The 25,800-nt window shown below is 68.4% G+C and carries 23 protein-coding genes, 3 pseudogenes and 1 riboswitch; of the genes and pseudogenes, 16 read left to right on the plus strand and 10 right to left on the minus strand.

Features of this window, described 5'->3' with window-relative positions:
- Nucleotides 1–242: 242 nt before the first annotated feature.
- Genes JS278_RS00600 through JS278_RS00615 form a run of 4 tightly spaced genes read left to right on the plus strand, consistent with a single transcriptional unit; the run spans nucleotide 243 to nucleotide 4,237 of the window.
- Entirely contained in the window at nucleotides 243–968 is a 726-nt protein-coding gene (locus JS278_RS00600; protein WP_114043486.1) for a phosphoadenylyl-sulfate reductase, read from the plus strand.
- A complete protein-coding gene (gene cysD, locus JS278_RS00605; RefSeq protein ID WP_114043487.1) occupies nucleotides 950–1,891 on the plus strand; it encodes a sulfate adenylyltransferase subunit CysD in 942 nt (313 codons plus the stop codon). Before JS278_RS00600 ends, cysD begins: the two co-directional genes overlap by 19 nt.
- Nucleotides 1,891–3,303: a sulfate adenylyltransferase subunit 1 gene (locus tag JS278_RS00610; RefSeq protein WP_114043488.1), complete on the plus strand. Its 1,413-nt coding sequence runs from the start codon at nucleotides 1,891–1,893 to the stop codon at nucleotides 3,301–3,303. The genes cysD and JS278_RS00610 overlap by 1 nt, the downstream gene beginning before the upstream one ends.
- A gap of 13 nt (nucleotides 3,304–3,316) precedes the next feature.
- The gene (locus JS278_RS00615; RefSeq protein WP_114043489.1) at nucleotides 3,317–4,237 is read left to right on the plus strand and encodes a sulfite exporter TauE/SafE family protein; all 921 of its coding nucleotides are present in this window, start codon (nucleotides 3,317–3,319) and stop codon (nucleotides 4,235–4,237) included.
- Nucleotides 4,238–4,367: 130 nt separating this feature from the next.
- On the opposite strand, the gene JS278_RS00620 is transcribed toward JS278_RS00615, so the two are convergent.
- Both JS278_RS00620 and JS278_RS00625 read right to left on the minus strand, forming a co-directional pair.
- Nucleotides 4,368–4,721 (minus strand): immunity 8 family protein, encoded by a 354-nt coding sequence (locus JS278_RS00620; protein ID WP_114043490.1) that lies wholly within the window; start codon nucleotides 4,719–4,721, stop codon nucleotides 4,368–4,370.
- Complete coding sequence (locus tag JS278_RS00625) at nucleotides 4,718–5,194, minus strand: hypothetical protein (RefSeq protein ID WP_114043491.1); 477 nt, start codon at nucleotides 5,192–5,194, stop codon at nucleotides 4,718–4,720. Before JS278_RS00625 ends, JS278_RS00620 begins: the two co-directional genes overlap by 4 nt.
- Before the next feature lie 209 nt (nucleotides 5,195–5,403).
- Here JS278_RS00625 and JS278_RS00630 point away from each other — a divergent pair, with 209 nt between their 5' ends.
- On the plus strand, nucleotides 5,404–5,814 hold the full coding sequence (locus JS278_RS00630; RefSeq protein WP_114043492.1) for a hypothetical protein: 411 nt from the start codon (nucleotides 5,404–5,406) through the stop codon (nucleotides 5,812–5,814).
- A 191-nt stretch (nucleotides 5,815–6,005) separates the two neighbouring features.
- Here the strand turns inward: JS278_RS00630 and JS278_RS00635 are convergent, their stop codons facing one another.
- Nucleotides 6,006–7,016: an Lrp/AsnC family transcriptional regulator gene (locus JS278_RS00635; RefSeq protein ID WP_114043493.1), complete on the minus strand. Its 1,011-nt coding sequence runs from the start codon at nucleotides 7,014–7,016 to the stop codon at nucleotides 6,006–6,008.
- A 107-nt stretch (nucleotides 7,017–7,123) separates the two neighbouring features.
- Between JS278_RS00635 and JS278_RS00640 the strand changes: the two genes are divergently transcribed.
- The 3 genes from JS278_RS00640 to JS278_RS00650 all read left to right on the plus strand — a co-directional run bounded on the left by JS278_RS00640 (nucleotide 7,124) and on the right by JS278_RS00650 (nucleotide 10,858).
- Nucleotides 7,124–8,362: an amidohydrolase gene (locus JS278_RS00640; protein WP_114043494.1), complete on the plus strand. Its 1,239-nt coding sequence runs from the start codon at nucleotides 7,124–7,126 to the stop codon at nucleotides 8,360–8,362.
- 116 nt (nucleotides 8,363–8,478) lie between these two features.
- Entirely contained in the window at nucleotides 8,479–9,822 is a 1,344-nt protein-coding gene (locus JS278_RS00645; protein WP_114043495.1) for a DUF3100 domain-containing protein, read from the plus strand.
- A 190-nt stretch (nucleotides 9,823–10,012) separates the two neighbouring features.
- Complete coding sequence (locus JS278_RS00650; protein WP_114043496.1) at nucleotides 10,013–10,858, plus strand: aldo/keto reductase; 846 nt, start codon at nucleotides 10,013–10,015, stop codon at nucleotides 10,856–10,858.
- A gap of 143 nt (nucleotides 10,859–11,001) precedes the next feature.
- On the opposite strand, the gene JS278_RS00655 is transcribed toward JS278_RS00650, so the two are convergent.
- Together JS278_RS00655 and JS278_RS00660 are read right to left on the minus strand one after the other, a co-directional pair.
- Nucleotides 11,002–11,859 (minus strand): septal ring lytic transglycosylase RlpA family protein, encoded by an 858-nt coding sequence (locus JS278_RS00655; RefSeq protein ID WP_114043497.1) that lies wholly within the window; start codon nucleotides 11,857–11,859, stop codon nucleotides 11,002–11,004.
- Between the two features lie 157 nt (nucleotides 11,860–12,016).
- Nucleotides 12,017–12,952 carry an alpha/beta hydrolase gene (locus JS278_RS00660; protein ID WP_114043498.1) on the minus strand — a complete coding sequence of 312 codons (936 nt, stop codon included), beginning with the start codon at nucleotides 12,950–12,952 and terminating at the stop codon, nucleotides 12,017–12,019.
- 96 nt (nucleotides 12,953–13,048) lie between these two features.
- Nucleotides 13,049–13,150, plus strand: a riboswitch (TPP riboswitch).
- Here JS278_RS00660 and thiS point away from each other — a divergent pair.
- From thiS to JS278_RS16635, 4 genes and pseudogenes are all read left to right on the plus strand, one after another.
- Nucleotides 13,151–13,384, plus strand: coding sequence for a sulfur carrier protein ThiS (thiS, locus tag JS278_RS00665; RefSeq protein WP_114046033.1), 234 nt, complete (start codon nucleotides 13,151–13,153; stop codon nucleotides 13,382–13,384). It begins immediately after the preceding riboswitch.
- Between the two features lie 21 nt (nucleotides 13,385–13,405).
- Entirely contained in the window at nucleotides 13,406–14,197 is a 792-nt protein-coding gene (locus tag JS278_RS00670) for a thiazole synthase (protein WP_114043499.1), read from the plus strand.
- Nucleotides 14,194–14,967 (plus strand): annotated as a pseudogene (locus JS278_RS00675) (HesA/MoeB/ThiF family protein); the annotation flags it as partial. The gene JS278_RS00670 and the pseudogene JS278_RS00675, both read left to right, overlap by 4 nt.
- 105 nt (nucleotides 14,968–15,072) lie before the next feature.
- The gene (locus JS278_RS16635; RefSeq protein ID WP_342767034.1) at nucleotides 15,073–15,351 is read left to right on the plus strand and encodes a rhodanese-like domain-containing protein; all 279 of its coding nucleotides are present in this window, start codon (nucleotides 15,073–15,075) and stop codon (nucleotides 15,349–15,351) included.
- Nucleotides 15,352–15,435: 84 nt separating this feature from the next.
- Here the strand turns inward: JS278_RS16635 and JS278_RS00680 are convergent, their stop codons facing one another.
- A complete protein-coding gene (locus JS278_RS00680) occupies nucleotides 15,436–16,350 on the minus strand; it encodes a hypothetical protein (protein ID WP_114043501.1) in 915 nt (304 codons plus the stop codon).
- Nucleotides 16,351–16,763: 413 nt separating this feature from the next.
- On the opposite strand from JS278_RS00680, the gene JS278_RS00685 reads away from it, so the two are divergent.
- Entirely contained in the window at nucleotides 16,764–17,444 is a 681-nt protein-coding gene (locus tag JS278_RS00685) for a deoxynucleoside kinase (protein ID WP_114043502.1), read from the plus strand.
- Between the two features lie 37 nt (nucleotides 17,445–17,481).
- On the opposite strand, the gene JS278_RS00690 is transcribed toward JS278_RS00685, so the two are convergent.
- Complete coding sequence (locus tag JS278_RS00690) at nucleotides 17,482–18,135, minus strand: TetR/AcrR family transcriptional regulator (protein WP_114043503.1); 654 nt, start codon at nucleotides 18,133–18,135, stop codon at nucleotides 17,482–17,484.
- Nucleotides 18,136–18,300: 165 nt separating this feature from the next.
- Here JS278_RS00690 and JS278_RS00695 point away from each other — a divergent pair, with 165 nt between their 5' ends.
- Both JS278_RS00695 and JS278_RS00700 read left to right on the plus strand, forming a co-directional pair.
- Entirely contained in the window at nucleotides 18,301–21,156 is a 2,856-nt protein-coding gene (locus tag JS278_RS00695) for an MMPL family transporter (RefSeq protein ID WP_114043504.1), read from the plus strand.
- Nucleotides 21,156–23,582 (plus strand): YhgE/Pip domain-containing protein, encoded by a 2,427-nt coding sequence (locus JS278_RS00700; RefSeq protein ID WP_114043505.1) that lies wholly within the window; start codon nucleotides 21,156–21,158, stop codon nucleotides 23,580–23,582. Before JS278_RS00695 ends, JS278_RS00700 begins: the two co-directional genes overlap by 1 nt.
- A gap of 155 nt (nucleotides 23,583–23,737) precedes the next feature.
- On the opposite strand, the gene JS278_RS00705 is transcribed toward JS278_RS00700, so the two are convergent.
- Nucleotides 23,738–24,346: an NAD(P)-dependent oxidoreductase gene (locus tag JS278_RS00705; protein WP_114043506.1), complete on the minus strand. Its 609-nt coding sequence runs from the start codon at nucleotides 24,344–24,346 to the stop codon at nucleotides 23,738–23,740.
- A gap of 150 nt (nucleotides 24,347–24,496) precedes the next feature.
- On the opposite strand from JS278_RS00705, the gene JS278_RS00710 reads away from it, so the two are divergent.
- Entirely contained in the window at nucleotides 24,497–24,862 is a 366-nt protein-coding gene (locus JS278_RS00710; protein WP_114043507.1) for a winged helix-turn-helix transcriptional regulator, read from the plus strand.
- A 67-nt stretch (nucleotides 24,863–24,929) separates the two neighbouring features.
- Here JS278_RS00710 and JS278_RS16710 read toward each other — a convergent pair.
- Nucleotides 24,930–25,136, minus strand: a pseudogene (locus JS278_RS16710) (thioredoxin-disulfide reductase); the annotation flags it as partial.
- 75 nt (nucleotides 25,137–25,211) lie between these two features.
- Nucleotides 25,212–25,772: pseudogene (locus JS278_RS16715) on the minus strand (FAD-dependent oxidoreductase); the annotation flags it as partial.
- Between the last annotated feature and the right edge of the window lie 28 nt (nucleotides 25,773–25,800).

Consider the following 25,800-nt stretch of genomic DNA (forward strand, 5'->3'; position numbering starts at 1 on the left):
TTCTCTTGGCGGACGGGGCTGTCCCGTGCGAGGGTGTCAGGCATGCAGATCGAGTTCGGCGAACACACCGCGGCCCACGGCCGTGGCGCTGTGGCGCGCCTGACCACCTGCATGTGTCGGATGTGTTGCTGATAACCGCGTCCGACTTCCTTCCGGGCGCGTGACGCCCGGACCTCACCTGGTGTGCCTCCAGCCGCACACGCCCCGGATCTCACGTGCCCCACACCCACAGGGGGACATCCGTGAAATCCAGCCCCACACAATTACGGCCGGCGAGAAACACCGTCGAACTCCAGATTCTGGCTGAGCAGGCACAGGCCAGATTCGCCGACGCCACCGCCTCCGACGTCCTCGAGTGGGCCTCCGAGGAGTTCGGCGCTTACCTGGCCGTGGCCTGCTCGATGGCCGCCGACACGATCCTGCCGGCCCTGGTGAGCCGGACCAGCCCCGGCGTCGACGTCCTCTTCCTCGACACCGGCTACCACTTCCCCGAGACCATCGGGACCCGGGACGCGCTCAAGCAGGCCTTCGACGTCACCATCGTCGACGTCACTCCCGCCCACACCGTCGCCGAGCAGGACGCCGCCCACGGCAAGGACCTCTTCGCCCGCAACCCCGGGCTGTGCTGCCGGATGCGCAAGGTGGAGCCTCTCGCCGAGCAGCTGGCCGGCTACGAGGCCTGGGTCACCGGGATCCGCCGCGAGGACAACGCCCTGCGGGCCGACGCCCAGCTCGTCGAGTGGGATCAGACCCACCAGATGATCAAACTCAACCCCATCGCGGCATGGTCCTTCGACGACGTCCTGAGCTTCGCCTCCGAGCACGGCGTCCCGGTGAACCCCCTGCTCACCGACGGCTACCCGTCCATCGGCTGCGCCCCCTGCACGCGGCGCGTCGCTCCCGGAGAAGACCCCAGAGCCGGCCGATGGGCCGGGCTGGCCAAGACAGAATGCGGGATCCACCTGTGACCACAGAACAGACCATCCGACCTGCGACGCCGCGACTCACCCAGCTCGACCTGCTGGAGTCCGAGGCCATCCACATCTTCCGCGAGGTCACCGCCGAGTGCGAGCGCCCCGTCCTGCTGTTCAGCGGCGGCAAGGACTCGGTGGTGATGCTCCACCTGGCCGCAAAGGCCTTCTGGCCCGCGCCGATGCCCTTCCCGGTGATGCACGTGGACACCGGCCACAACTTCCCCGAGGTGCTCGACTTCCGCGACGCCGCCGTGGAGCGACTCGGCCTGCGGCTGGTCGTCGAGAAGGTCCAGGACTGGATCGACGACGGCCGGCTCGCCGAGCGCGCCGACGGCACCCGCAACCCGCTGCAGACCCAGCCGCTGCTGGAGGGGATCGCCAAGGGGAGGTTCGACGCCGTCTACGGCGGTGGACGCCGCGACGAGGAGAAGGCGCGCGCCAAGGAGCGCATCGTGAGCCTGCGCGACGGCTTCGGCCAGTGGGATCCGCGCAATCAGCGCCCCGAGCTGTGGAACCTGTACAACGCCCGGCACCGCCCCGGCGAGCATGTCCGGGTCTTCCCGCTGTCGAACTGGACCGAGCTCGACGTCTGGCGCTACATCGAGCGCGAGCAGATCGAGTTGCCGAGCATCTACTACGCCCACGACCGGCAGGTGTTCCGCCGTGACGGCATGTGGCTGCCGGTCGGCCCCGTGACCGAGCCGCGCGACGGCGAGCAGGTCGTCACCCGGCACGTGCGCTACCGCACCGTCGGCGACATGTCATGCACCGGTGCCGTCGAGTCCGACGCGGACAACGTCCACGACGTCGTCGTCGAGGTGGCCGCCACCACGCTCACCGAGCGGGGCGCCACCCGGGCCGACGACCGCATCTCCGAGGCCGCCATGGAGGACCGCAAGAAGGAAGGGTATTTCTGATGAGCACCGACACCCGAGCAGAGGCCCCGGCGATTCTTCCAGCCGATCCGGTCGTCCCCGATCCCGTCCATGCGGATCAGTCGTTCGACGGCTCCGAGCTGCTGGCCGAGGGCGGGCTGCTCCGGCTGGCCACCGCCGGATCGGTCGATGACGGCAAGTCCACCCTGGTGGGGCGCCTGCTCTACGACTCCAAGTCGATCCTCGCCGACCAGCTCGACGCCGTGGAGCGGGTCAGCCGCGAGCGCGGACTCACCGGCGCCGATCTGGCGCTGCTCACCGACGGCCTGCGGGCCGAGCGGGAGCAGGGCATCACCGTCGACGTCGCCTACCGCTACTTCGCGACCCCGCGGCGTACCTTCATCCTGGCCGACTGCCCCGGACACGTGCAGTACACCCGCAACACCGTCACCGGCTCGTCCACCGCCGACGTGCTGGTGGTGCTGGTGGATGCGCGCCACGGGATCCTCGAGCAGACCCGGCGCCATCTGGCCGTCGGCGCCCTGCTGCGGGTGCCCCACGTCATCGTGGCGATCAACAAGCTCGACCTGGTCAGCTACGACGCCGGCGAGTACCACCGGGTCGCTGCCGACGCCCGTCTGGTGGCGCGGCGTCTGGGGATCGCGGACCTCACCACGGTGCCGGTCTCGGCCCTGGTCGGCGACAACATCGTCGAGCGGTCGGCCCGCACCCCGTGGTACTCCGGCGGCTCCCTGTTGGAGATCCTGGAGTCCATCGAGCCCGGTCGCGGCGTCGAGGACAGGCCCTTGCGGTTCCCGGTGCAGTACGTGCTGCGGCCCCAGCAGGCCGCCGCCTCGACCGAGTACACGGAGTACCGGGGCTACGCCGGTCAGATCGGCCAGGGCGTCGTGGCTCCCGGTGACGAGGTGGTGGTGCTGCCCAGTGGACGGCGCACGACTGTCATCGGCGTCGACACCGCCGACGGATCGCTGGAGCGGGCCGTCGCCCCTCAGTCGGTGGCCCTGAGGCTGGGCGATGACATCGATATCACCCGGGGAGATCTCATCGCCGCCGTCGACGGCGCTCCCGAGCCGGTCACCGAGATCGACGCCATGGTCGCCTGGCTGGGCGATCGTCCCCTCCACCCGGGCGACCGGGTCTTCCTCAAGCACGCCACCCGGACCGTCCAGGCGCGCGTCGAGGGGGTGCGCGGGCGCCTGGATCTGGACACCGCCGAGCTGGAGGCGGCGTCCTGTCTGGAGCTCAACGACATCGGGCGGGTCAGCATCCGGCTGGCCTCCCCGATCCTGGCCGAGGACTACGCGGAATCGCGCACCGGTGGGGCATTCCTGCTGGTCGACGCCGCCGCCGGGCTCACCCTGGCGGCCGGCATGATTCGCCCGCCCGAGGCCGAGGCCATCGCACCCGAGAACGACATCGACTGGCAGATCTGACGGGAAGAGACCCATGAGAAAACTGATTCTGATCGCCTTCGGCGGTCTACTTGCTCAACTGATCGACGGCTCCCTGGGCATGGCCTACGGGGTGACCTCCACCACGGTGCTCCTCGCGGGAGGGTTGACGCCGGCGGTGGCCAGCGCCTCGGTCCATCTGGCCGAGGTGGGCACCAACCTGGCCTCCGGCATCTCGCACTGGAGACTGAAGAACGTGGACTGGTGGCTGGTGCTGCGCCTGGGCTTGCCAGGGGCCATCGGTTCCTTCCTGGGGGCCACGGTGCTGTCGAAGCTGTCGACCGAGGCCGCCGCCCCGGCGATGGCCGCGATCCTGGTGGTGCTCGGCCTGTTCATTCTGGGTCGCTTCACCCTGCGTCCGCCGAAGGTCGCCACGGTGCGCAGGTCCCCGCATGGTGCGAAGTTCCTGGCCCCGCTGGGAGTGATCGGCGGATTCGTGGACGCCACCGGTGGCGGCGGCTGGGGGCCGGTCTCCACCACTGCGCTGATGAGCGCGGGTCGCACTGCGCCGCGGACCGTCATCGGGTCGGTGGACACTTCGGAGTTCCTGGTCTCCGTGGCCGCTTCGATCGGCTTCCTGTTCGGGCTGGGCACCGCCGGCGTGAACTTCGGCTACGCCCTGGCTCTGCTGGCCGGCGGCCTGGTCGCGGCGCCGATCGCCGCCTGGCTGGTGACCCGGATCCCGGCCCAGCTGATGGGCACGCTGGTGGGCGGCATCATCGTGCTCACCAATACTGGGAACCTGCTCAAGGCGGTGGGAGTGCAGTCCTCGGCCAATCTTCCGGTGCAGCTGGGCATCGGGGTCGTGTGGGCCGCCGCCATCGCAGTGGTGATCGCCCGGCGCCGGCGCGGTGGCGCGACTCCCGAGCCCGTCGAGGTCAAGGAGGAGGCGACGGCCGGGGTGCTGGCAGACTGATCCTCCGGAGCCGGGTGTCGGGCCGCCCTTCTCGGGGCTGGCCTGCCGAGAGCGTGTAGGAAATGTGCGCGTCAGCTCGCACATTTCCTACACGGTTTCCGCGGTGATGCGGTCCAGGAGGGTCGGGGACTCACGTGGAGTAGTCCTCGAACTCCCAGTGGCCGATGCGCGAGAGCCTCCCGGCCAGCCCACCCCAGTCCTCGGCGGTCAGAGACTCGATCCTCCGCCGCAGGAACGTGATCGCCTCGTTCAGGTCCATCGGATCGACGATGAGGTGGTGCCGTCCGATCTGGGGCCCGTCGGTCGAGATGACTTCTGAGAGCCAGGCCGGGGTACAGATCAGAACGTCGAATGACTCCTCACCGGGCGCGTCGTCGGGGCCGATGATGAACCGGATCCACTGTCCGTCGTGATGCGGGTCTGTCGGTGTGTAGAGGTCGACATCGATGTCGGAGCTGTACACCTCGCGTACGTGAGGTCTCATGACGCATCCCTGCCCGTCGTCCTCGTGCCACGGGCGCTCCACATGGTGATCGTCGGCCCGTAGTCGTCGTTGACCTCTGTGCAGATCGTCCGGCCGGGAAACTGGCCCTGCGCGTGGGTCTTCCAGGTCTGTGCGATGCGCGGGGCCAGGATCTCGAGCGCCTGGTACTCGGCGTCCTCCTTCGGCTCGAAGACATCCCACAGGTGGACGTGGTTCAGGACATTCTCAATCGCCTCGGTGGCGCCGCCGGTCTCTCGCCACCACCGCTCGAAGGTGTCCGGGTCGTATATCTCCTTCCGGATCACGCAGTCACGGACGAGCACACATGCGGGGAACATGAGGTCGCTGAACAGCAGGGCGCTGGTGATGCTCAGGTGGTTCGAGAGGAAGAACGTCGGGTCGTCGATCGGCGGGTCGAAGGCGGTGCTCCAGGAACGGAACTCCGTCAGGTCGTGGATGTCGAGGTCATCCATCTCCCCTCCTCATCGGGACCGCCGCGGCGATGCGGACGAATTCAGATCATACTGTGACAGGGCGAGCTGTACGGGGTCGTGGTGCGTTCGGTCCTGACGAGGAGGGTCCGAGGATCCCGACCACCTCTTCTGACGACGCGTTGTCCGGCTTCGATCTACCGGGCGCTGTGCCATGACGTATTGTCCCCGTACCAAGGTGGAGGTCCTTGATGACTGAGTACTGGAAGATCGTTCCGTCCTTGGAACATATCTACCTCGAGGACAGCTGGGTCCTGAAGGTGATGGCGACCCCCGGTTCCGTGGAATTCCTCACCGAGTTCGTGCTGACTGAGGAGCATCCGGACTATCACCCTCCCAAGTCCGGCGAGCACTACTGCTACGAGACCAGGCTGCTGACTTTCTCAGGGTGGGAGGACTTCTCCTGGACGAGAGGATCCGACAGGCCAAACGCGGATCCTGACGGGACCGTTGACTACGGCAACTACGACGTATTCGAGATCGAGGGGCGACAGTACTCGATCGTCGGTGGGTTCGGGAAAATCCGGATCGTCGCTGACCCGCCCCGGGTTCTACCTCCGACCCCTGTCAACGACGCGCCAGAGTCTGCACGACGCGCCTGAAATACCTGGCGCGCCGTGCAGTGTCCGGCGCGTCGTCGATGAAGGCTTCAGGCGGAGTAGACCTCGAACTCCCAGGTCGCGATACGCGGTAGCCTTTCGGCCGGAAGTTGGACGGTGAGGGACCGTTGAGACCGTGTAGGAAATGTGGTCGTCATTTCACCCATTTCCTACACGCTCTCCGAGCGGGGGCGTCACGAGCCGGGAACCGGGACCACTGTGCGGGTCGCCCGGCCGTGCTCGTCCAGCAGATGGCCGACGTGCTTGCGGATCCGCAGCACCGCCGAACGGTCGGCCACCACCGCCGAGGGCAGGATCCCGGTGAGCCGGACCTCGAAGCCGTGGACGTCCTCCAGCCGGGGCAGCCACACCGCCAGGATGAGGTTGAAGCGGCTGGAGCACAGCGCCGCCAGCCGCAGTTCGGGCAGTTTCCGCAGTACCGAGCGGGCGGCGTCGATGTGAGCCGCGGGCAGCTGGATGAAGTACCACGTGTACACCGGCCAGGGGGAGTGCTCCCGGGAGATGTCGGTGCGCAGGTACATCTCGCCGCGCGCCCTCATCGTCGAGATCGCGTCGGCCACCCGCTGCGCCGCCAGACCGTGGCGCGCCGCGATCGTGGCGGCCGGCATCCGGCCTTCGATCGCCAGCTCCTTCAGGACCGCAGCGCGTACCTCCTCGGGCACGTTCGACGCCGCTCGGGGACGGGGCGGCCGGGCCCGCGGTATCCGGGCCACCTCCGACGGGGAGAGGGAGCGCAGCCGCCAGGACCGGGCGTCGCTGATGAGCTCGGTCACCATGTGGGTCCGCGATGCCCGCACTCCCGGCAACTGGTCGAACCGCCCCAGCAGATACTCGGTCATCTGCTCGATGGAGTCGCAGTAGACCGTCACGAAGAGATCGCGCGCCCCCACGGTGTAGTCGAGGATGAGCACCTCCGGGTCGTGCTCCAGTCGGGTCGCCACCTGCTCCCGATGGCCTGCGACGCACTCCACCTCGATGAAGGCCAGCCTTCCATGTCTGCCGATCTGAGGGAGCCCGGTGATCCACGCGATGCCGGAATCGCGCATCGCGATCCAGCGTCGCGACAGCGCCGAGGCGTCCGCGCCCACGATCGGTGCAAGGTCCGACCATGCGGCCCGGGGCTCGATCTGCAACGCATGCAGAAGCCTCAGATCGATCTCATCGACTTCGTCATCATGCGTCATGACGCGAGTATGGCCAGGTTTCGTGCGGATTTACAGTTCAGAAACAAGTGGATGGAGAGAATAGGCCCGAAACCACGCATGTACGTACAACAGAGGAAGAGATCCGCATGGCTCCTGCCGACGTCACTCTCACCGCACCGACCACTCTCGCCGCCGCCCGTCAGGCCGTCGCCGAGACCATCGCCGGGCAGCGGGAGAAGCTACTGGCCATCAGCCACCAGATCCACGACGATCCCGAGCTGTCCTACGACGAGCACCGCTCGGCCGCCCTGCTGGCCGACCAATTGCGCGAGGCGGGCTACGACGTCACCCTCGGCTGCTACGGGCTGGAGACCGCCATCGAGGCCGTCATAGGCCAGGGCGACCTCACCGCCACGCTGTGCCTGGAGTACGACGCCCTGCCGAAGATCGGCCACGCCTGCGGACACAACATCATCGCCACCGCCGGGCTCGGAGCCGCGATCGCCCTGGCGCCGCTGGCCGCCGAGGCCGGGATCCGGGTCAAGGTGCTCGGCACCCCCGCCGAGGAGCACGGCGGCGGCAAGGTCGACATGCTGCGCGCCGGAGCCTGGGAGGACTCCACCTTCTCCCTGATGGTCCACGGCATGACCACCGGAGACGTCGCCGTCGAGCGCACCGTCTTCACCGCCGTCGAGCGCTTCCAGGTCGCCTTCCACGGCGTCGCCTCCCACGCCGCCGGAGCCCCCTGGCTGGCCGTCAACGCCGGGGCCGCAGCCACGCTGTCCCTGACGGCGATGGCCCTGCTGCGCCAGCACATCCCGCACACCGCCAACATCAACGCCTTCATCTCAAACGGCGGCGCCGCCACCAACATCATCCCCGACCTCGCCGAACTCCAGGTGGAGGTGCGCGCCGCCGACCTCGACGTCCACCGTGACCTCAAGCAGCGCGTCATGAACTGCTTCGAGGGGGCCGCCATCGCCACCGGATGCACCTGGGAGCAGCACGCCACCGAGAACGGTTACGCCCCCGTCAGGCACGACCCCGACCTGTCGCGGATCTGGGACGCCAACCTGACCGCCCGCGGCCGCACCCTCGACGACTCCTACGACCTGGGCGGCGGCTCCACCGACATGGGCAACGTCTCCCAGGTGCTGCCCGGCCTGCACGGCACGGTGGCCCTGACCGGTTGCGAGGCCGCCCCCCATCAGGTCGCCTTCGAACAGGCCGCGGCCAGCCCCGCCGGGGATGACGCCGTCCTCGACGCCGCCGCCGCACTGGCCTGGACGGTCCTGGACGTCGCCCACGATCCGGAGCTTCGCGCCGATCTGCTGGCCCGGCAGGCCGCCCGTCCGGCCGGCGCCACCACCGTCGATTCAATCTGAATCGCATCGGGCACTGCTCAATCTGAATCGCATCGGGCACTGCTCGATCTGAATCGCATCCGGCACTGCTCGATCCGAGTCGTTCCCCATTCTCGCCCCGACCCCTGGAGCACCCCATGGCTGAGATCCTCGAGGCGCCCGAGAGCGCCGAGACGCCCAACCCGGCGTCGACCCCCGAAGTGCTGCGGATGACGCTGCGCTCCCGTCAGCTCTGGATCGTCATCGGCTTCACCGTGCTGGTGGCCTCGATCGCCGAACTCATCGGCAAGGTCGTCATCCCCGCCGGTGTGGCCGACATCGTCATCCTCCCGATGGTGTGGGGCCTCATCATGTCGGGCATCATCTCCTCCCAGAAGTGGAAGCCCCTCGGTCTGGACATCCAGGCGGTGGCCAACACGATGATGACCGTCATGGTGCTGGTGCTGCTGGCCCATCTGTCGTTCACCATCGGCCCGAACATCATGGTGCTGGCCAAGGCCGGCCCGGCACTGATGCTCCAGGAGATCGGCCATCTGCTCGGCACGCTGGTCCTCGCGCTGCCTCTGGCGGTGCTGCTGAGGATGGGGCCCGCCACGGTGGGCGCCACCTTCTCCATCGACCGCGAGGGCTCCTTCGCGATGGTCTCCGAGAAGTACGGCACGGACTCGCCCCAGTACCGCGGGGTGCTGTCGATGTACGCCTTCGGCACCCTCTTCGGGGCCGTGACGGTCGGCATCATCGCCTCTGTGAGCTCCTCGCTCAAGATCTTCGACCCGCTCGCCCTGGCCATGGGGTCGGGTGTGGGATCCGGCTCGATGATGGCCGCGGCCACCGGCGCCGTGGCCGCCGCCCACCCCGAGGTCGCCAAGGAGGTCACCGCGATGGCGGCCACCTCCAACCTCATCACCACCGTGCTGGGCGTCTACGTCGGCATGTGGGTGGCGCTGCCGCTGGCCGACAGGCTCTACAAGGCGCTGACCCGCCGCAAGGCGCAGAAGGACACCACATCGGGAGTCAGGATGACCTCCCTCGACGTGCCCAAGGTCGCGGTGCCGACCTGGCTCACGCTCGCCAGCATCAGCGTCATCGGCATCGTCGTGGCCGTCATCAACACCAGGTCCTTCTCGATGAACTTCGTGTGGTGCTACGTCATCCTCTCGGTGCTGGTCGGATTCTCGATCCTGGTGTCGAAGCTCACCCACGGCAGGGTCAGCGCGATGCTGCTCACGGTGACCCTCGGGGCGCTCATCACCACTCCCATCTCGCCGATCGCCGACTTCGTGGTCGACACCACCCAGACCGTGCCCTTCCTGGCGGTCTGCACGCTGGTGCTCACCATCGCCGGGCTGAGCCTGGGCAAGGACATCCCGGCCCTCAAGGCCATCGGCTGGAAGATCATCCCGGTGGGCATCGTGGCGATCGCCTCGTCCTACATCTTCTCGGTGGTCGTCGCCGAATTCGCCCTGGGGATGTGGGGCTGAACAATGCGGGACCGTCGGGGCGCGGTCCTGGTTGGACCGTCTTCGGAGGCTTCCCGGCGCCGACTGCTGGAGACTGTGCAGAAAGTGGGGGCGTCATTTCCCTCGCTTCCTGCACACTCTCTGGGTGGGCCTGGTCGCAGGGCCGCATATCGTGGAGGGCGACGTCACCCCGACGAGCCAGGAGGTTTCGATGCGCACCGTGACGATGGCCGACAGGTCACTGCCCGCCCTGGGACAGGGGACCTGGTACCTGGGCGAGGGAAGGGCTCCCCGCGATGAGGAGATCAAGGCCCTGAGAGCCGGTTTCGACGCCGGCATGACCTTGGTGGACACTGCCGAGATGTACGGGGACGGGGCTGCCGAGACCCTCGTCGGCGAGGCGCTGGGGGATGTACGCGACGAGATCTTCATCGTCGACAAGGTGCTGCCCACCCACGCCTCCCGCGAAGGCATCGCCACGGCCTGCGAGCGGTCCCTGGAGCGGCTGGGCACCGAGCACATCGACCTCTACCTGCTGCACTGGCGCCAGAGCGAGGTGCGCCTGGACGAGATGATCGAGGGGATGGACGATCTGATGCGCAACGGCTCCATCGGCGCCTGGGGCGTCTCCAACCTCGACCCCGACGACATGACGGACCTCCTCGCGGAGACCGGCGGGCCGGGATGCGCCACCGACCAGGTGCTCTACAATCTCACCCGACGCGGGCCGGAGGTCGACCTTTTCGGTCTGCTGGGTGAGCACGGGATTCCTGTGATGGCCTACTCCCCGATCGAGCAGGCCCGGTTACTGGCACCGGGCGAGGGGCACGACGCCCTTGTCCGGGTCGCAGCCGGTCACGACGCCAGCCCGGCGCAGGTGGCGCTGGCCTGGACCATCCGTTCCGGCGACGTCCTGGCGATCCCGAGGACCGGCTCACCGGCCCACGCCAAGGAGAACGCCATGGCCGGTGATCTCACCCTCTCCGACGAGGACCTGGCCGCCCTGGACGCCGCCTTCCCGGTGCCCCCGGAGCCCGTGCCGCTGGAGATCCTCTGAGACGGACATCGCTACTTCGCTCGGCCCCAACACGGTAGATCCATGAGCCTGGTGGTCGTCAACGGTGGGACGCTCCACTCAGGATCTCGCGATTGTCATCATGCTGAGCCTCTTCTCTCCAGATGGCGGCCGCGGCCCCAGGGTCAGCTGACCACCTGGTAGCTCACACTGGCCACACCGGCGCCAGTGCTGGCGATCTGGGAGAAGGCGCCGGTGGACAGGTCGAGGCAGCGGCCGGACACGTAGGGTCCGCGGTCGTTGATCCGCACGACGACGGACTTGCCGTTGGCCTGATTGGTCACCTTGAGCTTGGTGCCGAACTTGTAGGTCTTGTGGGCCGCGGTCATGGCCGAGGAGTCGAAGGACTCGCCGGACGCGGTCTGGGAACCCTCGCCGTAGAAGGAGGCCTGGCAGGAGCCGCCGCCACCGGTGCTCGAGGAGCCCGACGAGTAGGTGGACTCCGCCGAACGACGGGGCGTGTAGTTCTTGCTCTCGCTGGAGGAACTCGAGCTGGAGCCGGCCGAGTGACGCGGGGTGTAGCTGTTGCTCGACTGACCACTGCTCGAATGGCCACTGCCCGCCTGGCCGCCGCTCGCGGAGGTGGCGGAGTGGCTGAGGTACTGGCTGTAGATGTAGCCCACCTGGCCGTGGTAGCGGACCTTCGTCCAGCCGTTCTGCGAGGGTTCGAGCTGGGTGGTGTAGTGGCCGGTGCGCAGCAGCCCGATGCGTGAGTGATCGGTGCCCGCACCGGAGCGGACGTTGACATCGGTGGTCGCCCAGACGTGCGTACGGGTCTGCGAGACCTTCGAGGGGCTCGCGGCGTGCTGGGCCTTGGGGGCCTGGGCGGCGTGGGAGACCTGGGCCGGAGCCTTGGGCTGGGAGACGGGTGCGGCGTGTGCCTGCTGGGCTACTGAGCCCATGACGGCGATACCGGCGGCGGCGCCGAGGGCGGCGACACGTCGGAACGACTTCGCGGAGTTCGTGGTGTTGGTGCTTGCCATCTGCGGTTTCCTTCCGAACGGTGGGCCGCGTCGCGACCCGCTGCCCCCGACAGTAAGAGCATGCTGAGAAATTCTCAAGCTACTGTCAGAATCTCAGGAGGGATAACGCGGTCGACGGCGTCGGCAACCACGGTCGACAGTCGAGGCGTCCGCCGCGTCAGACCAGCCCGGCGAGCGTCCCCGCCAACTCCTGCGGCACGTCCTCCTGCAGATTGTGGCCCGACTCCAGGGTGACGATCCGTGACGCCGGCCGCACGGCGTTCAGCCGCTCGAGCTGCGCGGGGGCCAGGACGCCGTTGCTGGCGGCGATGACGTCGAAGCCGGCGGGCAGTGACGTCAGGCGCTCCCAGCCGGCCGCGCCGTCACCCAGTGTCGAGACCAGGTCGTCGATGCCCAACTGGGCGACGTGATGCTTCCATTGAACGGTGCCGTCGGCCAGCACCCGCGTGTTGTGGATCACCCCGCGGCGCACCGCGGCCTCGGACCTCCCGCCGAACCCCAGGGCCATCGCCGACGCCACGATCTCGTCGCGGGAGGCGAAGACCGTCGGCCCGCCGACCATGGCCCGCAGCCGTTCCATGAACGCCCCACCCTGGCCGGTCTCCACCAGGCCGGGCAGCGAGTCCAGAGCGATGACATGGGCGACGTCGCGGCGCCCGGCGGCCAGCTCGATCGCCGTCAGCCCGCCCAGGGAGTGCCCCACCAGAGTCAGCGGTCCGGCCAGCACGCCGTGCTCCAGCAATTCGTCGAGGAAGGAGTTCAGCGCGTGCGCCAGCGTGGCGGGGGAGTAGTCGCGGTCCTGTCGCCAGGCCGACTCGCCGTGGCCGGGCAGATCCACCGCCACCACGTCGACGCCGTCCCGCCGTGCCGACCAGTGCAGCAGGGTCATGTCCCAGGTGTGGGCGTTGAGCGCCATCCCGTGCAGCAGCACCACCCGCGCCGGATGATCCCCCCAGACCAGGGCCGAGACGGCGTCACCCACGCGGGTGACGGGCGGTGCTATCAGGCCGAGTTCGGCAGCTGCCTGGTCGATGAGCGCGAACTCATCCTCGGAGGAGGGGCTGCCGGACGGGCGGATGTCGGACGGGGACATGCGGCAATTATGGGTGGCGATCCCAACCGCTATCAGTTCCCGCCCAGCCCACCGGCACCATCCCCACCTGTTCCCGGCGCCCGAGGGTGCGTATAGTTCGAGACCTACGGGAGCCCCACAGCGGGGCTGAGAGGGCGCAAGCCGACCGTCACACCTGATGCGGGTCATGCCGCCGGAGGAAAGGAGCGATGCGCGATCATGCTGACAGTCAACGGCGAGAGCTACCAGTCACGCCCGGGAGAGACCGTCCTGGACCTGGTGGCCGCACGCATCGGCAGAAACCTCGGCCCCGACGGCCGCCCCACCGACGGCGGCCGGCTCGGCGTCGCGGTGGCCATCGACAAAGCCGTCGTACCGCGCAGCCGATGGCAGGCCACCGCACTGGCTCCCGGACAGAACGTCGACATCGTCACCGCCGTACAGGGCGGCTGACCTCACCTCGAAGAGACACACATGACTGACACATCACTGACTGACACCGGACTGACCATCGACGGCGTCACGCTGAGCTCCCGGCTCATCATGGGCACCGGCCACGCCGCCGATCACGACATCCTCGCCCGGACCATCGAGGCCGCCGGCTCCACCCTGGCCACCGTGGCCATGCGCAAACTCAAGCCCGGCGAGGGAGACGAGTTGTTCCCGATGCTGGAGCGACTCGGGCAGCGCTTCCTGCCCAACACCGCCGGCTGCAGCACCGCCGCCGACGCGGTGCTCACCGCCGAACTGGCCCGCGAGGCCCTGGAGACGGACTGGATCAAGTTGGAGGTGGTGGTCGGCGACGGCACCATCCTGCCCGACGCCCCCGAACTCCTCGACGCCACGAAGACCCTTGTCGGCAAGGGGTTCAAGGTCTTCGCCTATACCAACGACGATCCGGTCCTGGCCAAGCGCCTGGAGGATCTCGGCGTCGTCGCGGTGATGCCCGGAGGCTCCCCGATCGGCACCGGCCTGGGCATCCTCAACCCCCACAACATCGAGCTCATCACCTCTCGCGCGAATGTCCCGATCGTGCTGGACGCCGGCCAGGGCACCGCCTCGGACGCCTGTCTGGCTATGGAGCTGGGGTGCGACGCCGTGCTCGCCGCCTCCGCCATCAACATGGCCGCCGATCCGGTCGCCATGGCGCAGGCCTTCAGGCTCGGCGTCGAGGCCGGATATCTGGCGCGAGCTGCCGGGCGTATCCCCAGGCGCAGCCTCGCCGTGGCCTCCTCCCCGACAGAGGGCCTGGTCACCGCCTCATGAATCCCCTGGTGAACCCGGGCCCGGCGCTCAGTGGAGCCGAGGCGGTGCGCTACTCGCGGCACCTGTCCCTGCCCGGATTCGGCGACGACGGCCAGCGCCGGCTGCGGGCCGCCAGAGTGCTCGTGGTGGGCGCCGGCGGTCTGGGCGCCCCGGTGCTGCAGTACCTGGTCGCTGCCGGGGTGGGGCGGATCACGGTGATCGACGACGATGTCGTCGAGGCGTCGAATCTGCAGCGCCAGGTGCTCCACCGCGAGGCTGATCTCGGCCGGCCCAAGGCCGAATCGGCCTGCGACGCCGCCCTGCGGCTCGACTCCGCCTCCCGGGTCACCGCGATCGTCGGCCGCCTGGACGCCGACAACGCCCTCGACCTGTTCGCCTCCCACGACCTGGTCGTGGACGGTTCGGACAACTTCGCCACCCGGTACCTGTCCAACGACGCCGCCGAGATCACCGGCACGCCGCTGGTCTGGGGCACCATCTTCCGATTCGAGGGGCAGGTGTCGGTCTTCTGGCCCGGCCAGGGGCCGATGCTGCGCGACCTGTTCCCCGACATCCCCGACGCCGACTCGGTGCCCAACTGCGCCGAGGGAGGCGTGCTCGGGGTGCTGTGCGGCACCATCGGCTCCGCGATGGCCACCGAGGCCGTCAAGGTGCTGTGCGGCATCGGCGAGCCCATGGTGGGCCGTCTGATGATCTACGACGCCCTGGCAGCCGGCTACACCTTCCTGACGCTGGCTGAGGATCCAGACCGGGAGAAGGTCACCGCACTGGCGTCGGACTACGCCTTCTCCTGCGCGGTGGAGACGCCGGTGACCGAGGTGAGCGCCGAGGAGCTGGCCGCCGAGCGCACCGGTTCACAGCGCCCCGCGCCTCTGGTGCTGGACGTCCGGGAGGACTGGGAGCGCGGCATCGTCTCCATCCCCGACGACCACTGGGTGCCGCTGGGGAGGATTCGACAGGACGGCTGGGACGCGGTGGCCGGTGTTCTGGCCGACAGCTCGGGGAACCCCCCCGCAGAGGTGGTCGTCTACTGCAAGGCCGGGGTCCGCTCCGCCGAGGCGGTGCGGCTGCTGACCGCCGGCGCCCCCGCGGGTACTCGGCTGCGCAGCCTGGCCGGAGGGGTGCTGGCCGTGCCGGGCGCTCCCAGGTACTGACACTGGGCGCACGACAGGCTGCGTCGGCCACGTGGCGCCACTTCTGCGGCGCGGCGCCTGGAACAGCTGGCGCCACGTCGGACTTCAGGCGCCACGTCGCTGAGGGCTTCGGCTGTCCAGAAGGCGGATGAGTCTGGCCGCGGCGGCGACCGGATTGCGGAGGTCCGCGCGGCAGAACCGGATGATCTCCCATCCCTGGTCACGGATGTTCGCCTCGCGCTCCTTCTCGTGGACGACGACGTCAGAGACCGTCTGTCCGGGTTTGAGCAGCCGGCCGTACTTCTGCGGGCCGTCGTACTCGCCGACGACCCTCTGGTTCGGCCAGCCGAAGTCACAGCGGGCGACGAATTCCCCCAGCGGTGTGCATATGCCCACCTGAAGATCCGGCGCGGGGCACTGGTGGAGTTCCAGCTGGGCACGCATCAGGGACTCCCCGGGGCTCTCCGACCTTCCGTCGGCGAATGCCGCAACTGCCTGAGCCATCACATTGCCTCTCCTCCTCGGCGCCCGCCTCAGGAGCTCCTGCATCCGCTCTACGGAGCCGGAGCCCCTCAGAACGGCGTCAGCGATCATGACGCCTGTCGGGAAGTCGAATTCGCGAGCCATGTCGACGGCAGTCCGTTCGGGACTGGTCACCAGGTAGGAGCCGATGCGCATGATCTCGTCGGGTTCGAGTGCGCAGGCTCGTGTGATGATCTGTGGACGCCGGTGCTTACTGCTTCCCCTCGGCCGGTTCAGCCACACCTGCTCGGCACCCCTGTTCGTCATCGGCAGGCCGAGCAGCGCGACGGCAGACGTATGCGTCAGCACGCCCGGTGCCTTTGAGAGTGCCGGCAGGGTGGCCTGGATGAGCTCGATCTGACGGCTTCTGAGGTCCTTGGCCAAGGGTCCTTCGACGACCGCTCCGTGTCGGACGGCCGAGTAGCTTCCCTCCCTCTTGAGCTTCTGGATCTGGTCGGGGCTCATGCCCTGACGGACGAGGTCGCTGATTCTGAACACGAGCCGGCCTGATTGCTGCATGGCACACAAGACAGCCACACCCCGCGCCGGCTGACCAGACTTTCCCGGGAAATCTGTGGACAACTCGATTCGCGGAACCGCCCTGTGGAAAACCCCTCAGGCTGTCCGGTCCGTTCAAGGTCGGCGTGGCGCCACTTCTCCGACGCGACGCCTGAAATAGCCGGCGCCAGGTCGGAGAAGTGGCGCCACCTGGTGGAGAACCGGGGAGCACGGTCCTGGCTCCCATCTGGTGGGGACGACCCGCGAAAGGCAGGTGGTGGCCACCGGCACTGTGCGCCTCCACCGCGGCATGCGCCCCGCGCGGGGCGTCGGACACGACTGGTGGCCCCGGGAAGGGCAGGATGGGGCGGACCCCACCCCGAGGTGGACCGCCGAGGAGGGATGATGCCACGTTGATCACCATTTCCGGATCCATCGGCAGCGGGAAGACGACGCTGACCACCCTGCTGGCCGACCACCTCGGCTCGCGGGCTTTCCACGAGCCCGCCGAGGACAATCCGATCATCGACGACTTCTACCGGGGCAACAGGATCGCAGCGCAGCGCAGGGCCGCCGGCGAGGCCGACGCCCACAACCCGTACGCCTTCCTCATGCAGGTGTACCTGCTCAACAGACGGTTCGCCACCATCAAGCAGGCGATGCGCGACGACGACAACGTGCTGGACCGCAGCATCTACGAGGACCGCATCTTCATGAGGATGAACTACGACCGGGGCAATGTCAGGGAGGTCGAGTGGCGGACCTACGAGGCGCTGTTCGCCAACATGATGGAGGAGCTGCCTTACGCCGCCCACAAGAAGAGCCCCGACCTCATGGTGTTCATCCGCGCCGGCTACGACACGCTGATCCGCCGGATCGCACGACGCGGCCGCCCATTCGAGCAGGTGGACCGGGATCCGAGCCTGGCGGGCTACTACCGCGAACTGATCCGCTACTACGACGAGTGGTCGCGCGCCTACGACGCGAGCCCCCTGCTCGTCATCGACGCCGAGCGCTACGACTTCGAGCGGGACGCCGACGACCGGGCCGCGGTGTTCGCCATGATCGACCGGAGCCTGGCAGCCGTGCGCTGACGAACCCCGGCTGCGGGGACCCCCGGTCGGGGCTCCCTCAGCCGCGCATCAGGGCCTTCAGCAGGGTGGCCATCTGGGAACTGACGGCACCGGCCTTGTCGGGCGCCCCGGAGATGAGAGCCTCGATCATCTGCTGGTCGTAGAGGGTGCGCATGATGCCCAGCAGGTCGTCGACCGGGATGTCGATATGGACATCGTTGGCCTCCATCACCTCGACGACCAGTTCCCTGAGGGCGGGGGTGGCGGACTCGTTGAGGGCCCGGTAGGCGGGCCGCAGGGCGGGGTCTCGGGCGGCCTGGAGGCGGATCTCGCTGATCGCCAGGACGGTGTCCGGGTCACCGCTGATCGTGCGGCTGGTGAGCTCGATGGCCAGGTTGAGCTTCTCGTCCATCGGCAGCTCGGTGGCGCTCGCCTTCGGCAGCTCGACCGTCAGGGCCTCGAAGGCACGGTCGAGGCTGCGCTGGAGGACGTCGATGCACAGCTCGTTCTTCGAGCCGAAGTTCGAGTAGAAGGCACCGCGGGTGAAGTCCGCCTCCTCGCAGATCTCCTCCACCGTCGCGCCGTCCACCCCCTTGCGGGCGAAGACTCGGACGGCCGCGTCAGACAGCCTCTCCCTGGTGGCGGCCCGCCGGGCGCTCACCTGATGGGCCTCTTCCCGGCCTCGTTCCCGGGTCGTGGCGACATCGGACATCGGCCCTCCTCACATAAGTTTGCATACGGAAGTGTATCGGATACGCTTCCGTACTGGATACAAGACCGTATCGAATACGGTCATGTATCGAGATGGTTCGTTGGTGGCGACACCGGTACGTAGTGTGGTTCGCGGCGACCGATGACGATGACTCTGAGGTGATGCATGTCCTCCTTCCTTCATGATCTGAGCGCATGGTGCTTCCGCCGCGGCAAGACGGTGATCGGCCTCTGGCTGGCCGTCCTGGTGGCGCTGGGGGCGTTGACGCTGGGGTTCAAGGGGTCCTTCGACGACTCATTCACCATCCCCGGTGCGCCCTCCCAGACCGCCATGGATCACATGAAGGCCACCTTCCCGGAGGCCGCCGACCTCATGGCGAACGTCGTCGTCACCGTCCCCGACGGGGCATCGGTCGAATCGGCGGTCAACAGGCCGAAGATCGAGCAGGGCGTCAAGAACCTCGAGAAGCTCGACTTCGTGAAGTCCGCCACGTCGCCGTGGGGGGACTACGTCGACGGCATGGTCAGCTCCGACAAGTCCGCCGCCGTCATCCAGGTCGACGTCGGCGACATGACCTCGCTGTCCTTCCCCAGCTCCGACAAGCAGGCCCTCCAGGACGCCGGCAAGAAGATCCAGGAGTCCATGCCGGCCGGCACCACGGTGGACGTCGGAGGCCAGGCCTTCGGCGCGACGCTGCCCACCCTCGGCATCACCGAGGCCTTCGGCGTCATCGTCGCCCTGGTGGTGCTGTTCATCACCCTCGGCTCCCTCATCGCCGCCGGAATGCCGATCCTCACCGCCCTCATCGGCGTCGGCATCTCGGCATGCCTCATCCTGCTGCTCGCCAACTTCACCGACGTCAACTCCACCACCCCGATGCTGGCCGTCATGCTGGGCCTGGCCGTCGGCATCGACTACGCCCTGTTCATCCTGTCGCGGCACCGCGACCAGCTGGCCGAGGGCGTCGACCCGCAGACCTCGGCCACCAGATCCGTGGCCACTTCCGGGTCCGCGGTGATCTTCGCCGGCGCGACCGTCATCATCGCCCTGGTGGGGCTGTCGATCGCGGGCATCCCCTTCCTCACCGTGATGGGCATCTTCGCCGCCATCGGCGTGGCCCTGGCCGTGATCATCGCGCTCACCATGCTGCCGGCCTTCATGGGTCTGATGGGGGCCCGGATGGCCCCGCGGCGACGCCGTGCCGGGAAGAGGCGGAAGAAGCCCGCCCGCGAGAGCCGCGGCGGCGTCTTCGGCTGGTGGGTGCGAGTGGTCACCAAGGTGCCGCTGCTCACCGTCCTCATCGTGGTGGTGGGGGTCGGGTCGCTGGCCATTCCGATGAAGGACCTCCACCTCTCCCTGCCCAGCGCCGCCGAGGACGCGGCGGGCACCCCCTCGCGCGATACCTACGACACCCTCACCAAGAAATTCGGCGAGGGCTTCAACGGGCCGATCATCGTCACGGCCGACATCGTCAACTCCGACGATCCGATGGGCGTCATCAAGGGGCTGAAGAAGGACATCGAGGCCCTTCCCGGCGTCAAGCAGGTGCCCACCGCCCTGCCCAACCAGAACGCCGACACCGCGATGATCCAGGTGATCCCGACCACCGGACCCTCCGACGAGGCCACCTCGGAGCTGGTGAACCGGCTGCGCGACCAGCAGTCGAAGTGGTCCGACGAGTACGACGTCGACACCGGCGTGACGGGACAGACCGCCATCCAGATCGACGTCTCCGACCAGCTCGGCAGCGCCCTGGTGCCCTTCGGGATCTTCGTCGTCGGCCTGTGCCTGGTGCTGCTGACCGTGGTGTTCCGCTCCATCGCGGTGCCCGTCAAGGCCGTCGTCGGCTACCTGCTGAGCGCCGGTTCGGCGCTGGGCGTCTCCCAGCTGGTGTTCAACCGAGGCATCGGGCTGAGCATCATCAACATGGACTCCGCCGTGCCGATCATCTCCTTCATGCCGATCTGCGTGATGGGCATCCTCTTCGGCCTGGCGATGGACTACGAGGTCTTCCTCGTCTCGCGGATGCGCGAGTCCTACACCCACGGGATGGACGCGAAGGGGGCCGTCGTCGACGGTTTCATCCATTCCGGCAAGGTGGTGACGGCGGCCGCCGTCATCATGTTCTCGGTCTTCGCCTTTTTCATCCCCGAGGGGATGAATGCGCTGCGCGAGATCGCCCTGGCGCTGGCCGTCGGCATCCTCGTGGACGCCTTCCTGGTGCGGATGACCTTCGTGCCCGCCGTGCTCACCCTGCTCGGGGACAAGGCCTGGTGGGTGCCGAAATGGCTGGATGCGCACATGCCGGTCCTCGACATCGAGGGCGAGGCCGTCGCCCGCGAGGCGAAGCTCTCCGAGTGGCCCACGGCGTCTCACACCGAGGCGGTGCATGGCGAGAAGCTGTCCGTCCACGGACTGTTCAGCGACGTCGACGCCCACGTGGAGCCGGGTGAGGTACAGGCCGTGGTCGGGCCCGCCGGGCCCGTCACCGGGCTGCTGCTGGCCCTGTCGGGGCGTCTCACCCTGGACTCCGGCACCTGCCGGTCCGCCGGTGAGCTGCTGCCCGACCGGGCCGCCAAGGTGCGCCGGCTGGTCTCCTTCGTCGACGCCGCCGAGGCCGACGGGCTGGCCGACCGGCTTCGTCAGGCGCTGCGTCCGGAGAGCCGGATGGTGGTCGTCGACCACGCCGACCGGATCGTCGAACCCGACGACCGGGCGGCCCTGACCCGCCTGTGCGAGAACGCCCGCAATCGCGCCACCACCGGTGTGCTGCTGGGCGCCCAGCGGGCCCGGCGCCTGGACTGGGCCCGCCCAGACGGATTCGGCGAACTCGTCGCCTCCGAGGCGCCGTACCAGGGAGTCCCCGCGATGGGGGAGGCCGCCCCGCAGACCGAGCCCGCGGCGTCGACCCCTGCTCCTTCGCAACCCGCTGCTCTGCACTCCGCGGCTGCGACGGCCTCGGACGAGGCGGTCGGCCCCCACCCCAGAACTGTTGACCCCTCCACCGAAGGAACGCGCTGATGTCCCGCTTCACAATGCCGCGCGCCGAGCGGTCGCACTCGACCATCACCCTGAGCATCCCCTCGGTGATCGCTCTCATCCTGGTGCCGCTGCTGGTGGCCGCCGGGCTGATCGGAACCACCTGGAAGATGACCGACCGGCTCGGGCAGGTGAAGGCCGCCATCGTCAACGAGGACGCCGGGGTCAAGCTCAACGGGCAGCAGGTGCCGCTGGGCCGCCAGCTGTCGGGCGGGCTCATCAAGTCCGACACGCAGACCACCGACGGGCGCACCATCTCCTGGGAGCTGTCGGATTCCGACAAGGCCTCCGACGGATTGAAGAGCGGCGAGTACGCGGCCGTGGTCACCATCCCGAAGGACTTCTCCAAGGACGCGACGTCGTACTCGGCGAACAAGGCCGACAAGGCGAATTCGGCGGTGATCAATGTGAGGACGTCGGATTCCGCCCCGGTGACCGACACCACGATCGCCACGATGACCGCTCAGGCCGCGGAGCGGGAGACCAACAAGACCCTCAACAGCCAGTATCTCGACAACATCTACATCGGCTTCAACAAGTCGGCGAACTCGATGGTGTCGCTGGCGAAGGGGGCCAAACAGCTCGACAACGGTGCGGCGAGCCTCAACAGCGGGATCAAGCAGTCCACCAACGGCGCCAAGCAGCTGAACACCGGCATGGGCCAGCTCGACAAGGGAGGTTCTCAGCTGGCCACCAGCGGGAACCAGATGGTCGTCGGGGTGAAGCAGCTCGCCACCGGGATCAACGCGCTGGACGTCAATGGCCAGAAGCTGAGCAAGAGCGGCAAGCAGCTGAGCAGCGGGGTCTCCCAGCTGTCGACCGGGATGACGCAACTCGGCACCAGCGGCGACAAGCTGGCCTCCAGCGGTAAGCAGTTGAACAGCGGCGTGTCGCAGCTGTCGACCGGGCTGAACAAGCTGGACAAGCAGCTTCAGAGCTCATCCTCCGGTTCCGGATCGGACATGGACCTCAGCGGACTTCAGAAGCTGAAGACGGGCGCAGACGGCGTGGCCCAGGGAACCCAGGGCGTGTATGCCGGTCTGCAGACGTACCAGAAGAACATGGCAGCTCTTCCGGATACTCAGGTGCAGCAGATCGTCCAGCAGACCTGCAAGCAGGCGCCCGCGGAATGCGCCACGCCGGAGCAGCAGAGGGCCGTCGGCGTCGGCGTGAAGGCTGGTGCCGCCGCAGCGGCCCAGGGACTCGAACAGAAGGACCCGGATTCGGGTGTGTCGTTGATGGATGCGGCGAAGCAGACGAATACGGGTGCCCAGGCGTATGCGAAAGCCGTGGGCCAGGCCGTCGATGCGCTCACCAAGCAGCTGAAGCAGCTTCCCGAACAGATGAAGCAGCTCCAGAGCGGGGTTCATCAGGTGGCCGGGGCGTCATCGCAGCTGTCGAGCGGGGTGTCCAAGTACACCAACGGAGTCTCCCAGTACACCAACGGCGTGTCCCAGGTGGCCAGACAGGTGCCGCAGCTGAGCAGCGGCGTCTCCCAGTACACCAACGGGGTGTCGCAGTACACCGCCGGCGTCCACACCCTCAACACTCAGATGCCCACCCTGACCTCCGGGATCTCCCAGTACGTCTCCGGGGTCGGGACCTTCGCCGACGGCGTCCACCAGAGCGCCACCGGCGTCGACAAGTTCTACGACGGGCAGGTGAAGCTGTCCCAGGGCGCCTCGAAGTACGCGAAGGGCGTCAACACCTTCTCCACCGAGCTCCAGAAGGGCTCCAAGCAGGTGCCGACCTACTCGGCGGCCGACCGGGAGAAGCTCTCCGACGTCGTCTCCACCCCGGTGAATGCGGACACCAACCCGATGGGCACCTCCGCCTGGGTGGTCGGGCTCATCGTCATCCTCGGCCTGTGGCTCGGCGCCCTGGCCATGTGGCTGGTGGCCCGCACCGTGCCGTCGCGGGTGCTGACCTCCTCGAAGTCCTCACTCTCCCTGCTGTGGACCTCGATGTCGACCGGCGCCCTGGTCACCGGTATCAGCGCCCTGGGACTCACCGTGATCGCCGCTCTCGCCACCGACCTGTCGGTGGGCCGCGGCATCGGCCTGTTCGGCATGCTGCTGCTGGTCGGAGCCATGTGCATGCTGGTCAACCACGCCCTGGCGGCCTGGCTGCACGCCGGGGGACGGTTCATCTCGCTGCTCTTCTTCATCGTGGCAGCGGCCGTCGGACTGGTGAGCGCCGTACCGAAGCCGATCAGTACGGTGCACAGCATCTCGCCGTTGAAACCCGCCATGGAGGGGGTCACCGCGATCCTGTCCGGCAGCTCGCCCACCTTCGGATCTTTCGTCACCATCCTCCTGTGGCTGGTGATCGGCGGGGTGGCGAGCCTGCTGGCGGTCAACAGGGCCAGACGCACCAGTGCTGCGAAGGTGGTGGGCCAGGTCGCCTGATACCAGGGTGTGCTTGTCCAGTGGGAGTTCTCGCTGAGATGGGCTGAGCCGGGCTGGGCAGTGGCTCCTGGAAACGGCCACAGGACGGCCGCCGTGTGGATATTCCATGCGGCGGCCGTCCTGTGGCCGTTCTCAGGGGCGTATGGCCGAACTCGTCAGCGCTCGGCCACGGTGAACCGGGCCTCGCGGTGGGCCGGCTTCTCGAGCTCGTCGAGGATGGCGACGGCGAAGGTGCCATTGCTCACATACTCCCCGGCGGGGGAGTCGTCGGCGACCTGGTAGCTCTCGGCCGCATCTCCGGGGGCGATGGTGGGGGCCGGGGAGATCATCGTCCAGTCCAGGCCCTTCGAGGCGCGGTAGTCGTCCAGCACCTGGGCGAAGGCCGTGGGCTCCGCCTTGAACTCGGGCGGGAAGTCCGGGGTGTCCTTGAGCTGGATGCCGCCGACGATGAGAGATCCGGCGCCGCCGACCACGAAGATCCGCTTGGTCGGGGCGGCCGCGATGATGGCCTTGTGGGCGTCGATGACCGGCTGCGGGGAGCCCCCGGTGCGGTCGGTCGGGACCGCGATGACGGTGGCGTCGGAGGAGTTGATGAGGCCGACGATGGTGTCGGTGTCGGTGAGATCGGCGGTGACCGACTTCACCGCGCCCTCGACCTCCTTGCCCGAGCGGGTGACCGCCGTCACCTGGTGGCCGCGCTTCACGGCCTCGGCGACGACCTTCGAACCGACCATGCCGGTGGCTCCGACGACGGTGATGTTCATGGGTTCTCCTCTCTGTGCGGTGCGCCCTAGGACGCCCCGTGACGACTGCATGATGACCAACTGGGAACAATGGTATACTCTGGAAACCAAGTACCTCAAGGTAACCGCGCAGATTTCTGGAATCGCTCTTCTCGGATTGGATGTCGCCCCATGAACCCCGCCCCGGCCTTCGACGTGATGGATCCGGCGTGCCCGTCCAGGACCGTGCTGCGCCATCTCACCGACCGGTGGACCCCGCTCATCGTCACCGTGCTGTCCGACGGGTCGCGGCGGTTCGGGCAGCTGCGCGACGAGGTGGGCGGGGTCACCGCGAAGGTGCTCACCCAGACCCTGCGATCGATGGAGCGCGACGGCCTGGTCACCCGTTCGGTCACGGCCTCGGTGCCCGCCCGGGTGGACTACGAGCTCACCGACCTGGGCCGGTCTCTCATCGCGCCCATCCAGGCCCTGAGGGGCTGGGCCGAGGCCCACGCGGGCCAGGTGCTCGACGCTCGTGCGAGCTGGGGCGAGGGCTGAACCCCGGACCCGCAGGGGTTCGCAGGCCGAAGTCGGTCTGTCGGGGCAACGTCAGGAGCCGGGGAACTCAGCCCGCCAGGTACCTCTGAGCGTCCAGGCCCGCCCGGTAGCCCGAGCCGGCCGCGACCACGGCCTGCTGATGGTCGGGATCGGCCAGGTCCCCGCAGGCGAAGACGCCGGCCAGACTGGTCGTGGTGCTCGGCGGCTCGCACACGACGTAACCCAACTCATCGAGCCGGACCTGTCCCGCCACCAGTTCCGCGCGCGGGGCGTGGTCGACCGTCTGCACCAGCCCACCCGACTCCACCACCCGGTAGCCGCACCCCATGGCGAGAATCACGGCACGGCAACGATGCGTCTTCTCTTCGCGGATCTCCTTGACGCGCCCTTCCAGCATCGTCGAGACCGCCTCGGCGTCACGGAACCGCGCACCGACGCGTTCGGCCTGGCGTCGCATCCGCTCCCAAGCCTGTGACGCCGTGATCGGCTCCTCGATCGCCGGCAGGTAATCGATCTCGTGGCTTCCCAGCAGGACCTCGTCGGGGTCGGTCGCCCGGGCCAGCACCAGGGTGGACAGCCCTGCCCGGGCGGTGAAGGTCGCGGCGGCGCAGCCCGCCGGGCCCGCACCGATCACGATGACGTCATAGATCCCGTCCTCGGGCTCCGGGTGAGGCGACGGCTTCGCATCGGGTTGGCGCCCCGGGTCCGCCGAGACCGCCCCCGGCGCCAGGCTTATCCGCCCCAGTCCCGGGGCGGGCATGACGAGGGGTCGAGTCGGAATCGTCATCGGAACTCCTGGCGGGGGTGACGATGCGCGGGCGCCGTCGGGGCCGCGCACGGGACGGGGCGCCTTCGGCGCCGCTCCCAGCGTATGCGCCCGCTGTGGATCCGGGGCCTCGCCGGGCTCCATCGAGTCGAGAGACCTGCGGCGCTCTCGC

It is taken from the genome of Acidipropionibacterium virtanenii (genome assembly GCF_003325455.1).
Lineage (GTDB): Bacteria > Actinomycetota > Actinomycetes > Propionibacteriales > Propionibacteriaceae > Acidipropionibacterium > Acidipropionibacterium virtanenii.